Origin of the sequence: Photobacterium salinisoli (assembly GCF_003614885.1) — a bacterium.
Classification (GTDB): domain Bacteria; phylum Pseudomonadota; class Gammaproteobacteria; order Enterobacterales; family Vibrionaceae; genus Photobacterium; species Photobacterium salinisoli.
The window spans coordinates 667010-679979 of sequence record NZ_QZMS01000011.1; the positions used below are offsets into that span (position 1 = coordinate 667010).

Annotated in this window: 15 protein-coding genes; 3 read left to right on the forward strand and 12 right to left on the reverse strand. The window is 49.0% G+C overall.

Translation table 11 applies throughout. The features are described from left to right. Positions 1-27: 27 nt before the first annotated feature. From D6M16_RS14395 to dinB, 3 genes are all read left to right on the forward strand, one after another. On the forward strand, positions 28-2052 hold the full coding sequence (locus D6M16_RS14395; RefSeq protein ID WP_240435624.1) for an alpha-amylase family glycosyl hydrolase: 2025 nt from the start codon (positions 28-30) through the stop codon (positions 2050-2052). A 594-nt stretch (positions 2053-2646) separates the two neighbouring features. Further along, positions 2647-2892 (forward strand): hypothetical protein, encoded by a 246-nt coding sequence (locus tag D6M16_RS14400; protein WP_120512546.1) that lies wholly within the window; start codon positions 2647-2649, stop codon positions 2890-2892. Between the two features lie 86 nt (positions 2893-2978). Further along, the gene (dinB, locus tag D6M16_RS14405; RefSeq protein ID WP_120512547.1) at positions 2979-4061 is read left to right on the forward strand and encodes a DNA polymerase IV; all 1083 of its coding nucleotides are present in this window, start codon (positions 2979-2981) and stop codon (positions 4059-4061) included. A gap of 285 nt (positions 4062-4346) precedes the next feature. Here dinB and D6M16_RS14410 read toward each other — a convergent pair whose 3' ends face one another. The 12 genes from D6M16_RS14410 to D6M16_RS14465 form a co-directional block, all read right to left on the reverse strand. Continuing rightward, the gene (locus D6M16_RS14410; RefSeq protein WP_120512548.1) at positions 4347-4661 is read right to left on the reverse strand and encodes a BON domain-containing protein; all 315 of its coding nucleotides are present in this window, start codon (positions 4659-4661) and stop codon (positions 4347-4349) included. A gap of 63 nt (positions 4662-4724) precedes the next feature. Continuing rightward, on the reverse strand, positions 4725-5612 hold the full coding sequence (locus D6M16_RS14415) for a F0F1 ATP synthase subunit gamma (protein ID WP_120512549.1): 888 nt from the start codon (positions 5610-5612) through the stop codon (positions 4725-4727). Next, positions 5612-7150: an alternate F1F0 ATPase, F1 subunit alpha gene (locus D6M16_RS14420; protein ID WP_205576899.1), complete on the reverse strand. Its 1539-nt coding sequence runs from the start codon at positions 7148-7150 to the stop codon at positions 5612-5614. Before D6M16_RS14420 ends, D6M16_RS14415 begins: the two co-directional genes overlap by 1 nt. After that, positions 7140-7943: a F0F1 ATP synthase subunit B family protein gene (locus tag D6M16_RS14425; protein ID WP_120512551.1), complete on the reverse strand. Its 804-nt coding sequence runs from the start codon at positions 7941-7943 to the stop codon at positions 7140-7142. Before D6M16_RS14425 ends, D6M16_RS14420 begins: the two co-directional genes overlap by 11 nt. 3 nt (positions 7944-7946) lie before the next feature. Beyond that, positions 7947-8228, reverse strand: coding sequence for a F0F1 ATP synthase subunit C (locus D6M16_RS14430; protein WP_120512552.1), 282 nt, complete (start codon positions 8226-8228; stop codon positions 7947-7949). Between the two features lie 42 nt (positions 8229-8270). Further along, positions 8271-8939, reverse strand: a complete 669-nt coding sequence (locus D6M16_RS14435) for a F0F1 ATP synthase subunit A (RefSeq protein ID WP_120512553.1) — start codon at positions 8937-8939, stop codon at positions 8271-8273. Next, the gene (locus tag D6M16_RS14440) at positions 8929-9228 is read right to left on the reverse strand and encodes an ATP synthase subunit I (protein WP_120512554.1); all 300 of its coding nucleotides are present in this window, start codon (positions 9226-9228) and stop codon (positions 8929-8931) included. The genes D6M16_RS14435 and D6M16_RS14440 overlap by 11 nt, the downstream gene beginning before the upstream one ends. Further along, positions 9218-9553 carry an AtpZ/AtpI family protein gene (locus tag D6M16_RS14445; protein ID WP_120512555.1) on the reverse strand — a complete coding sequence of 112 codons (336 nt, stop codon included), beginning with the start codon at positions 9551-9553 and terminating at the stop codon, positions 9218-9220. Before D6M16_RS14445 ends, D6M16_RS14440 begins: the two co-directional genes overlap by 11 nt. After that, positions 9546-9935 (reverse strand): F0F1 ATP synthase subunit epsilon, encoded by a 390-nt coding sequence (locus D6M16_RS14450; protein WP_205576900.1) that lies wholly within the window; start codon positions 9933-9935, stop codon positions 9546-9548. The genes D6M16_RS14445 and D6M16_RS14450 overlap by 8 nt, the downstream gene beginning before the upstream one ends. Further along, a complete protein-coding gene (atpD, locus tag D6M16_RS14455) occupies positions 9925-11358 on the reverse strand; it encodes a F0F1 ATP synthase subunit beta (RefSeq protein WP_120512557.1) in 1434 nt (477 codons plus the stop codon). The genes D6M16_RS14450 and atpD overlap by 11 nt, the downstream gene beginning before the upstream one ends. Before the next feature lie 422 nt (positions 11359-11780). After that, on the reverse strand, positions 11781-12359 hold the full coding sequence (locus tag D6M16_RS14460) for a TerD family protein (protein WP_120512558.1): 579 nt from the start codon (positions 12357-12359) through the stop codon (positions 11781-11783). A gap of 24 nt (positions 12360-12383) precedes the next feature. Next, complete coding sequence (locus D6M16_RS14465) at positions 12384-12959, reverse strand: TerD family protein (RefSeq protein ID WP_120512559.1); 576 nt, start codon at positions 12957-12959, stop codon at positions 12384-12386. Positions 12960-12970: the final 11 nt, after the last annotated feature.

The following is a 12970-nucleotide window of genomic DNA, read 5'->3' on the forward strand; positions in this document are numbered from 1 at the left end:
TCAAAGAATAACGACAGGAAGTGAAACGTGAACAAAAGGATAGCTCATTCCACACTCTCATTACTGATAGCCACGGCCCTGGCAGGATGCGGAAGCTCAACCCCATCTGCGGACGAAAACCCAACCATTGCGCCTTATGCCTGTAACTCAAACGTTGCCGAGCAAAGCCAACAGCTACGGATTTACCAGGTAATGGTAGAAAGCTTCGTCGATGGTGACCCGAGTATTGGTCATGGCACCGGCTACGGCACCAGCCACCATCAGGGCGATTTGCAGGGGATTATCGACTCTCTGGACTATATCCAGTCGTTAGGTATCAATGCTATCTGGCTGACGCCTGTGTTTGCATCGGTACCCACAGCAGGCCAGGATCACTGGGCGGACCGTTTGGATGCAACCGGCTATTATGCGACCGATTATTTTTCGATTGATCCGAAATTTGGCACCTTAGAGACCGCAAAAGCATTGGTCGAACAGGCCCATGCCCGGGGTTTGTATGTGTTCTTTGACGGTGTGTTTGGCCACCACAAAGAGAATGTGGTGCCATCCCCAACCGGAAAGCTTCCCGTGGGCAACAGCAATCCGGTCAGCTACCCCGAGAGCCTGCCTTTTTATCAGGAAGTGGCAGCTTACTGGATCAAAACACTCAAAATCGATGGCTGGCGGTTGGATCAGGCTTATCAGGTGCCTCTTGATGCCTGGCAGGACATTCGCAAGACGGTGGATGAAGCCTCGCAGTCGGTCACTTACGTCAATCACCTTGGCGAGACTGTGCATCCGCTGGGTTACATGGTGGCTGAAATATGGAATAACGAGAACGTCATCAATCAGGCCGGTTATGGCCCGCAAGGCGCACCGGGACTGTGTTCAGCCTTTGATTTCCCGGTCCGCTACCGGTTAGTGGAAACCTTCGCCGTGAATGAAAACAGTAACGGCGGCAAAGGCGGAAGCTGGCTGGCAGAAGGCATGGATTTACATCGTCTGTATCCCGATCATGCCAGACCCAATCTGATGCTGGGCAACCATGATCTCGTTCGCTTTGGTGATTTGCTGCAACGGGGCAATATTGCAGAGCCCACCGATGATCAATACTGGCAGCGCCATAAAGCCGCCTTATCTTTCCTCGCCGCTTATAGCGGCCCCATCACCTTGTATTACGGTGATGAAATTGGTGATCAGGTTGAGCATTTTGCCGAAAAAGTGCCTGGCGATATCTGCGCCATACAGGGCTTGTGTGATGATCATGTGGCCCGCTCCAGTGGCAAAGTTGACGGCGTCAGCACCACGCTGAATGCGCGCCAGCGCGATCTCAAAACCTATGTCACTGAGCTGATGACCATGCGGGCGGCGCACCCGGCCTTGTACCAAGGTGAACGCCTTAACATTGTGGCCAATGACAAGGTGTATGTGGATCGCAAGCAAAACGATCAGGACGCCGTGGTGTATCTGGTCAGCACCACAGACGCTTCGCAACAACTGGCTTTAAATGCCGACACGCTGGGATCAGCCGGAGATTTGATTGACTTGCAAAGCGGTGAGCGCTTCCCCCTCAGCAGCGGACACTACAATGTTCCGCTCAATGGCTTTGAAGCACGCTTCCTGCGCATTGCATCCCCGGTACAACCTGCTGTCGATCTGACAGCCAAAGCCCTGAGCGTGACGGGCACAGGCCTGATGGCAAAGTGTGATAATCCCACAGTGACTGAGCAAGGCCCGGTCAGCAAACCGCTGTATGTGGTGGGTGATTTCACCGATTCAGGGTGGAAGCACAAAGACAGCCGACAGTTCGAATACAAAGGCCAGAACCTGTATCAGGTCGTGGTCAGTGAACAGGCCGGCAGCTTCCGTATGCAGTACGCCAGTCAAGACTGGTCGCCTCAGTATACGGCCGAAGGGCTGGAACTCCGGCCGGGTCAGGAAACCCCGCTCACGGCTGGCAGCTATGGCAAAGACACAGCTGCGATGCTGCCTGAAGCAGGACGCTATGTATGGAGCCTGACTTTTCAGGATAACGGCTTACCCGACGCCGTCATGGTGTCGAAATGTGAGTAAGTGAATCAACGGCGAGTGCGGTGCGCTCGCCACAATCGGCTAAATGAAAGCATCAAAATAAAAACACATCCGCCTGCAACCCGGTCTCTGAACCAGCATATTTCTGCCTTCAAATATTCTGATAGATTTAATAATAACCACTAAAAATATCAATTATTTACTCAATAAAAGAAAATATAAAACATACTTTTTTACATTCACTTACAACCCATAAAAAATGGATTGTTTTATTGTGACTATTCACACATAAAAGATATTTTCTTCTAGCTTAAATTTTTAATTAAAAGATTATTGCGAACGAGATCATCAGCTGCATATATTGGTAATTATCAATATAAAATTATTTCTATTATTATCTCCGGCTTCGTAAAAGACAGTCTTATAAAAAATCGTGGCACAGTTAAACACATGTTATCTATCCAAAAAGGCAATATCCATTTAAAACGATGCTTTATATCTGCATAAAAACCTAAATCATCACTTCCGGAGAAATAACATGAAAGAAGTAATCTTTAATCGAAAGTTACTTCCCTTATCGCTTGCCAGCCTGCTCTGTTCGCCTCTGTATTCATACTGGGATTTGTTGGCGCCATAGTGGATATTTCTATTATCACCAATATCCAGACACTGTCCCGCCAGGGAGAGCTTGGCAAAAATTACGGCCTCTACTCAACGGTAGCCAACACAGGTGAATCGTTATCAGGCATTGTGGCTGGTGCACTGACCATGCTCGCTGGCGGTTTCTCTTTTATCTGCATGGCGAACTCTATTGTCATTTCAGCCAAGTGGGCACTGGTTAAACTCAGACAAGAAGAAAAAACACATGAACGAACCGTGTAAAATTGCTCTTTGCCGGGAAGCAAAGATGTTAATCGTTTCAGAAAGAACAAGCTGCGTCTCTACGCGAATGTATTGAGATAGAAACGATGCACGCTGGAAGAGAACAACACGGAGACAGGAAGTTTATTCATATCGACATGGACTGCTTTTTCGCGGCAATCGAGATGAGGGACAACCCTCATCTCAGGGATGTTCCTATCGCCATCGGCGGCAGTGTTGAGAGCCGCGGGGTGGTTTGCACAGCGAACTATCCTGCGAGGAAATACGGGGTGCGCAGTGCCCTGTCGACAGCAAAAGCGCTCAGGCTATGCCCTGACCTGACACTCATCCAGCCACGAATGGCGTTGTATGAATCGGTTTCAGAACAGATGCATGCCATTTTTGCCCGCTACACCCCCTATAATGAGCCAGTGTCTCTGGATGAAGCCTATCTGGATGTTAGTCAGTGCAGCGCATGCAGAGGGTCTGCAACTCTGATCGCCCAGGAGATCCGCAATGCTATCGAAAATGAGCTGCAGCTCACCGCTTCCGCCGGGGTTGCCCCGGCAAAGTTTCTCGCCAAAATTGCCTCAGACTATAACAAACCCAACGGCCAGTTCGTTATTGCGCCTCATGAGGTTGATGACTTTGTCAAAGCCTTGCCGCTGCGCAAAATTCCCGGAATTGGTCCGAAAACTGAGGAACGCTTGCAAGCGTTAGGCCTGAAAACCTGCGGTGACGTACAGCAATGGGATCTGGCTGAGATCATTAAAGAGTTTGGGAAATTCGGCCTCATGATCTGGGACAGGTGCCATGGCCGCGATGACACGGCTTTCTGCGTTGAGCAGCCGAGAAAAACGGTCGGTGTTGAACTCACCTTGCCTCAGGATATTCATCAATGGCCTGAATGCGAAGCCATTATCAAACAGCTTTACCCTGAGCTGAAACGGCGGCTGTTCTCTTACAGCCCGCAATACAAAATTTCTCGCCAGGGCGTGAAATATAAATTCAGCGACTTTCACCTCACCACTCACGAACATATGTTCCCTATCCTCAATCAAGCCGATTTGCTGAAAACGGCCAAAAAAGCTTGGGATGAACGCCGGGCAAACCGGGGAGTGCGCCTGGTCGGGCTGAATGTCACGCTGCCAGACCCCCAGCTTGAACGGCAACTGCCGTTATTATGGTGACGTGAACAGTATGCCCGACCTTAAATCATTGGAAGAGATTAAATAGAAAGTGTTTTTTATTGGTTAATACTTTTCGCTGAACTTCATTAATTCCCCTTCACTCTGTGTCTTTTATATATACTGCATTACGTTTACATTAAATAAGATATCTATGTTTGAAAAATTAATAACCACCAAGTGTTTTCACGTAGTTAACTGCCATAGCGTAATACCAGAGTAAGAGGGTAAAAATAGCTTCTGCTATATCATTAATAATAATCGTATTAATGATATAGCGAAGATGTGCTAGTACTTCACACTAAGATTATTATCGACAGATTTCACGCCTGAGACGCCTTTCGCCAAGCTGCCCGCTTTTTGAACACTGGCTTGTGATTTCACAAAACCACTGAGCTGCACCACACCTCTGAAAGTCTCCACACTGATATCAAGTGACTTAAGTTGGGGATCATTAAATATGGCGGTTTTGACCTTTGCAGTAATGACAGAGTCATCAAAATACTCGCCTGTACCTTGCCTGCTCGCCGTTGAGCCACAGCCAATCACAAACAGTAATGCCACAATGGTTAAGATCGAAGTAAAATACTGTAATGCTTTCATAACAAACTCACTCCCGCTGTTGTCACTTAGGCAAGAATTACTGATTACATCTACACAGTTCCATTATGGTCTATGCGTCGCAGTCCCGTACGACTCAAACCCCGCAATAACATCAAATAATTCTTCATCAATGACACGCTGGCGTAACCGGTGAAAATCCGTGCCCAATGTTTCCAATTGATTCTCAATGTTCTTTTCTGCACGCTGCATGGCTATCAGCCGACAGGCATTTTCACTTGCTAACGACTCTGCACAGGCACGGAACAAAGAAACAAAAATATATTCCTGCACAAAAGCAACAATGGCCTGTTTGCGCCCCTGAATCACTTCCGGCAGGTTTTGAGTCGGCCATTCTCGCTGAGCAATCTCGCTAAACCAGACCTCGTCAAGAGGCAACAAGCGCAGGCAATGCGGTTCGAAGGTCGCCCCGGAAACAGGATGATTATGGAATAAATACACCGGACCAATATCGCCACGTATGCGCCGGTTTTCTATTTCCGACCGAATTTGACTGACCATAGCCGTGATTGCGCTCATTGAGTTGGGAAGCTCAAAGCTGGTATCAACGTCCAGATTACAGTTTTCAAGACCGGTCTGAATACGCTCACCCACAGTCCATATCCTTTTCCGGCATGGATGCTCACTGAGCGTCTGAACCGCAAAATCGACCAGGCGCTCGTTAAACTGTCCGACTAAACCCTGATCTGAGCCAAAAATCACAGCAGCGACCATATTTTCGTTCTCACGAGTTTGTGTATTGGTAATCGAGCTCTGGCGGAGGCCTACGAGCAGAGCAAGCTGCACGGCCCTGTCGTAGTCCTCCAAAGCGCTTACGGCATTCTCATACTCATTAATACTTGATGCCGCTATCGCTTTCATCGTACGTACGATCGCGATAAGGTCAGACGCTGTCGCAATTTTACGGCGTAGGCTAACAGCACTATTACTCATCACTTTTCCTCTTGCTCTGGCAGGAAATCCATTAATACCTGCTTAGCAATATCGGTAATCAATGCCCGATCTGCAGCGCTGAGCGCATCGTCAGAGTCTAATTGCGCGATCAGTTCATCCGGTATATTTACAGCGGCAGCACAGATGGCAAGTTCTGCTTCTGCCATCTGTGCCAACGGCACGCGATCCAGTAATCCTGCGGTCAATGCCAATAACACGCTAATCTGTGCTGGAACAGCAAGCGGCGATAACTCCTGCTGTTTCAGGCAAGCCCGGATACGTAAGCCATGTACGAGTTTCAACCGCGTCGTTTCATCAATCCGGGCACCAAAGCGGGAAAAGTTCTCAAGTTCTTCGAACTGCGAATATGCCAGCTTCAGGTCACCCGCTACAGCCCGATACGCAGCGCGCTGTGCCTTACCGCCAACACGGGAAACCGATTTACCCACATCGACGGCTGGCAATACACCTAGCTCGAAAAGGACGGGCGACAAATAAATCTGACCATCAGTGATCGAAATCAGGTTGGTCGGTATATACGCTGAGATATCTTGTGCTTCCGTTTCAATGATCGGCAAGGCGGTCAGCGAACCTCCCCCAAGGCTGGGGTTGAGGTGCGTTGCCCGTTCTAACAGACGAGAATGTATATAAAAGATATCCCCGGGAAAAGCTTCTCGTCCAGGCGGTCGGCGCAGTAACAAAGAAAGTTCCCGATAGGCTCTGGCATGGTGCGTAAGATCGTCATAAACCACCAACACATCCCGGCCCTGGGCCATAAAATACTCAGCAATACTGGTCGCAGCATAAGGCGCAATATAAGCGAGTCCCGGCGGGTCATTCCCTTCAGTCACCACCACTACAGTGTATGCCAATGCCCCTTTTTCACGCAGCGTCGCAATGACTTTGGCTACCCCGGAAGCGCGCTGACCAATCGCGCAATATACGCAGAGGACGTTTTTGTCGTGTTGGTTAAGGATGGTATCCAGCGCAATCGCGGTCTTGCCGGTTTGACGGTCACCTAGTATTAACTCCCGCTGTCCGCGACCAACGGGAATAAGGGCATCAATCACTTTAATCCCGGTTTGCAAAGGGACACTCACAGCAGCCCGATCCATGATATGCGGTGCGGGCTGTTCAACCGGCAAGCGGGCTCCGATCAGCAGCTCCCCCTGATGATCAAGGGGTCTGCCGGTCGGATCAATGATCCGGCCAAGAAGACGTTCACCCACAGGCACATCGACAACATGGCCACAGCGCTCGACCGGATCACCCGCCTGTAGCTGCCAGTAGTCACCAAGCAGAACAACACCAATTTCATCTTCATCCACATTAAAGGCGATGCCCTTAATATCACCGGGAAATTTAAGCACCTCCTCAAAGCCAACGCCAGGCAGCCCGGAAACCTTAGCGATACCTGCGGCAATACTGGCAACCCGCCCGAATTCTCTGGGCGTTAATTGAGGCGAAAAGCTCGCGCAGGCTGCGTCAATCGTGGCAAGTGAGGCATCCAAAACGCTCTTGAGCGACTCAGCTCTCATCAGCATTGTCCTTAGCCTGTACCCCCTGTTCAGGTACTGTGGCTTTAATCAGTTCATCGACACTGTGTTCCAGTGCCTTGAGATATTCCTCGATACTCCATGCCACTTTTTGTCCGTCTGTACTCAACTCAATACCACTGACCATTTCCGGCGCCGTAGCGAAACGAATGGCTGACGTTGTGCCGAATATTTTCCTGACTTGGGTTTCAATAAACAGTCGGTTTTCTGACGGGAGTTCAAAGGCAGAACGCACCACAATAGGCTCAGCATCTGTACGCAGGGCGCTCGCCAATTTGCATTTTTCGTCAGTGCTTAACGCTTGCAGGCGGGCCACAAAAGCGGACGTTATACGTTCCTCAAGCTTCACATCAGCCAAGTCCGCCAACACCTTGCGTGCAATAGCAAAAACCTGTTGTTGCATGCGGCGACCAATTTCTTGCCGCAGTTCTCTGGCTTCAGATTCCAGATTTTCCTGACGTTTAGCACTGAGTAACAGGGCTTCTTCACGCGCTTTCTCCAGCAGACGCAAACGTTCCTGGTTCGCCGCCACTTTCGCCTGGCTGAGCAATTGTGCTCTTTCCTTATCAAAAATCGCCTGCTTCTGCTGAAACGCCTGGCTCACTTTTTCGGCTTGGATCTTTACTGCATCTGCGTCAGCCAGTTCACTGGCTATGCGCTGCTCCCGTTCGTCGATAGCATTGAGTATCGGACGATACAAAAACCGTTTGAGCAGCCAAACGAGTATAAGGAAATTAATAATCTGAGCGCTGACAGTAAACCAGTCGATGAGCATGCGCTATTTACCTGCCATCTGACCGATAACATAGTTCCAGAATGGATTAGCAAAAAGCAGAATCATCGACAGCACAAAACAATAAATAGCAATTGATTCGATCATAGCAAGACCAACAAACAAGGTACGGGTGATCGTTGCTGAGGCATCGGGTTGCTGCGCCAAAGCACTGAGAGCTGCGGCTACAGCCCTCCCTTCTCCTAAAGATGGCCCAATGCTGCCGATAGCCATTGTCAGACCAGCTGTAATAATCGAGACGACCGCAATAACTGTTACAGTATCCATAGAAGTCCTATTCATGTTTTAGCTTCTGGTTGAGTGTCAGACTTACTGACGCGAACGTGTCGCCGCCGCAATATAAACAGTCACCAGAATGCTGAAAATATATGCCTGAACAATGCCGGTTAGCAGCCCAAGCGCACTCAGAGCGATCGGAAAAAGAAAGGGAGTGAGAGACAGTAGGACGGCAAGAATCATAGTGCCACTCATCATATTTCCGAAAAGTCGCGCGGCCAGAGCCAAGGTGCGTGAAAATTCACTGATGATATTGAAGGGCAGCATAATCACTGTCGGCTTCAGATAAGCGCCCAGGTAAGCCCTCAAGCCACAATCCGAAATACCGTACATGGGGACGGCGATAAAAACACAGATAGCCAGTGCTGTGGTGGTAGAAAGCGAACCGGTCGGTGGTTCGAAGCCAGGAACAATGGTGAAAAGACTGGCCGAACCAATAAAGAGAAAGAGGGTACCAATAAAGCCCAGATACAGACGCGGCCGGGCCAGACCAACTTCGCTAATCTGATTGACGATCCCAATCACTATGATTTCTAACAGGTTCTGCCAGCGACTGCGTTTCAATCCCCGGGACAAACGTCGCGTCACCAAATAGGACCCCAGCGTCAACACCGCCATCAGCCCCCAGGTAAAAATGATAGTCGCATTGATTTTAAACAGGCCCCACTGCCAGAAAATGATGCTGTCCGGACTAAGGTGCATTATTGCCCTCCTGAATCGCCTCAGCTGAGCGGGTAAGCCGAATGATGACCCAGCGCGCCAGGCTAAACCCCACTAAAGCGGCCAGCCAGTGCTGCCAGCTGTCACCACAAATCCAATAAAAGCCAGTTAAAACAATCCCGGTACGTACCAGCAGACTACTGAAAAACCACAACGCCACATAGTCAGAGGCTATCGTCTTCTGAACGGTTAACCACAATCCACCGAAAAAAATGATACCCAGCACAATCCCCATTACCAAAGGGGCGACAAACCATAGATTATTTATCATCGTCAGTTTCCTGTTCACGAATTTCGCGACCTTCTTTGGCCAGCCAGTGCCAGGCATTGGCACAGCCAATAACCAAACCGGCCACCAGTAAAGCCAGCGTCCAGGAATGTTCGCTGGGGTATCGGTTATCAAGCCAGATGCCCAGTGCGATCCCGAGCAGGGTTGGTATCGCTACAGACCAGCCAACCAATCCCATCATGCCGAGGCCACTCCAGACTGTTCGCGATACATGCCGCTGAGACTGCCGCTTTCTCGCTGCCTTCGTCCCTATTTGCTTACTGAAAACCGTCTTTTTGATTGGTGACTTACCTTTTTTCTCATTCATGATGCAGAGTGAAAAAGCGACGGATAAAATCGTCTTCGATTTTCGCTAATACCGAGCGCACACTTTTCTCCTGCTCGTCCAGCGCAAGGAATTCCTGTTCAATTGCATCATGCAGTTCTTCTAACGCCAGCCCGCCGATGGCATTTCTCACTGAAACCAACACATCGGTGCCCACTTTAACCAACACACCTTCGTCTACAGCTATATAAACCTCTCCGTCAGATGCGGTTTCATAAATCAAAATGCCCGGCACAAGTGCGGCTGCGCAATCAAGCCTGTTCGGCAACAACCCAAAAGCGCCACTGTCTGACTCTGCGACAATGCGAAGAACGTTATTCTTCTCTGTGAAAACATGATAAGGCAGTAAAATTTTAAGCTGCATGCTCGTTGCCGGCATCGTTTACATCCTTCCGCTTCTTCGCATTGTCAGAAGATTCACCAACAGCGCCAATCATATACAACGCGCTCTCCGGTACATCCTGGAACTCATCGTTTAAAATGCGCTCACAACCGTCGAGAGCGTCTTCAAGGCTAACCAGCTTGCCTTTAAGGCCGGTAAATTGTTCCGTGGTAAAAAAAGGCTGGGTAAGAAAGCGTTCCAACCGGCGGGCCCGACCGACGATTTTGCGGTCATCATTAGATAATTGCTCTAAACCGAGCATGGCAATGATGTCCTTGAGATCGGCATATTGGGCTAAGGTTCGACGAATCTCCTGCGCCAGTTCATAGTGCCGTTTTCCGATGATATTAGGTGTCGCCATTTTCGAATTCGACTGGAGTACATCAATTGCTGGATACAACCCTTCGCTTGCCATTTTCCGCGACAGGACAATAGAAGCAGAGAGGTGCGAGAAGGTGTGCACCGCTGCGGGGTCGGTGAAATCATCCGCGGGAACATAAACGGCCTGAATAGAGGTGATAGCGCCTCTATCAGTATTTGCTATGCGCTCTTCCAACTGTGCCAGTTCGGTGCCCATTGTAGGCTGATAGCCAAGCCTGGCGGGCATCTGGCCAATCAAACCAGAGACTTCCATACCAGCCTGAATAAACCGGTAAATGTTATCGATTAATAGAAGAACGTCGCGATGTTCATCGTCACGGAAATATTCAGCCATGGTCAATGCCGCATGCCCGACTCTGAAGCGGGCACCCGGCGGTTCGTTCATCTGCCCGAATATCATCACCATACTCTCCAGCACACCCGCTGCCTTCATTTCGCGATACAGCTCTTCACCTTCACGACTGCGCTCACCAATCCCACAAAAGATGCTCACACCTTCATGCTGCCCAACCATGTTGTGGATCATTTCAGTTAAAAGCACAGTCTTACCGACACCGGCTCCTCCGAACAAGCCCGCTTTTCCGCCTCGTTCCAAGGGGATCAAGACATCGATAATTTTGATCCCCGTTTCAAAGATACTGGATTGTGTTGAACGATGCTCCAATGCAGGAGGGGCACGATGAACGCTGCGCCACTGCACCGTTGGTTGGGGCAGACGATCGATGGTATGACCAAAGACATCAAACATCCGCGATAAAATCGCTTTGCCGACCGGCGCCATCAAAGGGCCGCCACTGTCGACAACCACATCGCCACGGGCTAATCCCTGCGTGGTGGTCAAAGCGATACCTCGCACACGCTGCGCATCCAATTGGGCTACAACTTCAATAGCAATTTCGTCATCCACCCCCGTGCGCAACAGAGAATGTATCTGCGGTAACAGGGATTGAAAAAGGACATCGACGACACTACCTCGAACGGACACGATGACGCCTTTATTGAATGAACTTTCAATACTTTTCATATGCGCCCCTACGCACCAAGCCGCTCTATGAGTCCCTTTTCTATAATTTTCTAAGTCTAGTCCAGATCGAGACAGTACTTCCCTGCCACTTAAACAAAAAAGCTCAGATGAACTCCCGACACCCGCCACTAAAAAATACAAAATCTTTCTTCAAGGCATCGGCGAGCAAGGACAAATCAGGATCATTACGCTTCACATCCTCTGTGATGAGCGCTCCGGTAATATCGGTGTTAAGCGCGCCCTTGATATCTGTCGCACAACCGGAAGTTAAGGTGGTGAGCCGGGATTAGGTGTTTGAGGGGGATAAATTAACGGCCAATAACTCACCGCTATAGTGTATGCCTTTGTCTCTTTTGTTTACTCTCAATACAAAAAAGCCATGAACTATCATCATGGCTTTAAAAGAAAAAAATCAGCTGTCATTACAGTGATGAACAAATCGTTGGAAGCATGTCATTCACATTAGTACCATGAACAGGCTGGCCTTTCGCTGAGAAATGCCATTCATTATTCTGACGAGATAACAATGCGATATAGATTCCAGTGTGATTACCTTGCTCTGACAGGGTGAACCGACATAGTTCAGCCTGCGTTTGGTCCATCACTCGGCAATACGCATTTTCTACTTTACTGAATGGCTGACCGCGAAAGCTATTTACTGTCAGGGCCATATAACTCACATTTTTCGGCAGCTTTTCCAGATTGATTTTAATCTGCTCATCATCGCCATCGCCTTCACCGGTTCGGTTATCACCCTGATGCTGAACGCTTTTACATTTTGACTTCAGTTTCTGGAAAAAAACCGTATCCAATACCTCGCCCGTCTCGTTTAACAACACACAAGAGGCATCAAGATCAATATCGCTCGCACCGAAAATGGCACCAAAAAAACCTGTGGGTTTCACCGGGTTCCAACCCAAACCAAGGGTCAGTTTTTTCAATTCAACTGACGCACTCTTAGTCAGAGATATGGTGCTGTTTTTTTCTAGTTTAATCGCCATAACTACTTCTTCCAGGTCTGATAATTATTGGTAACCGTTGACAAAATCAACCAGACCCAGCTGATAGCCTGCACCTACTGCTTTGAAATTCCACTGACCGTTTTCTTTAAACAGAGAACCGAATTGCACAGAGGTTTCACTGTGGAAATCATTGCCCAGATTGAACTGTGCAATCAGCTGACCCGAGTCTTCGTTGTACAGCTTGATGTAACTGTTTTTCACCAGACCGAAATTATGATTACGGGCAGGGGCATCGTGAATTGTCACAATCAGAGAAATCTCATCGGCGTCTGGAGACATATTGGTCAGGTTAATTTTGATGCTTTCGTCATCACCTTCACCGTTACCGGTACGGTTATCACCTGTGTGAACAACCGCTCCCTGCGGACACTTCAGGTTGTTATAAAAAATAAAGTGGCCATCAGAGAGGAGTTTTGGCTCGCCCTGCGCATTGTGACGACAAACAAAAGCCGATGCGTCGATATCAAACGGTGAGGTATTGGTCACCGGATCCCAACCCAGGCCCAGACGAAGATTAACCAGACCCGGCTCTGTTTTTTGCAGGTTGATGGAGTTGCCTTTTTCTAGATTAATAGCCATAACGTTTCTCT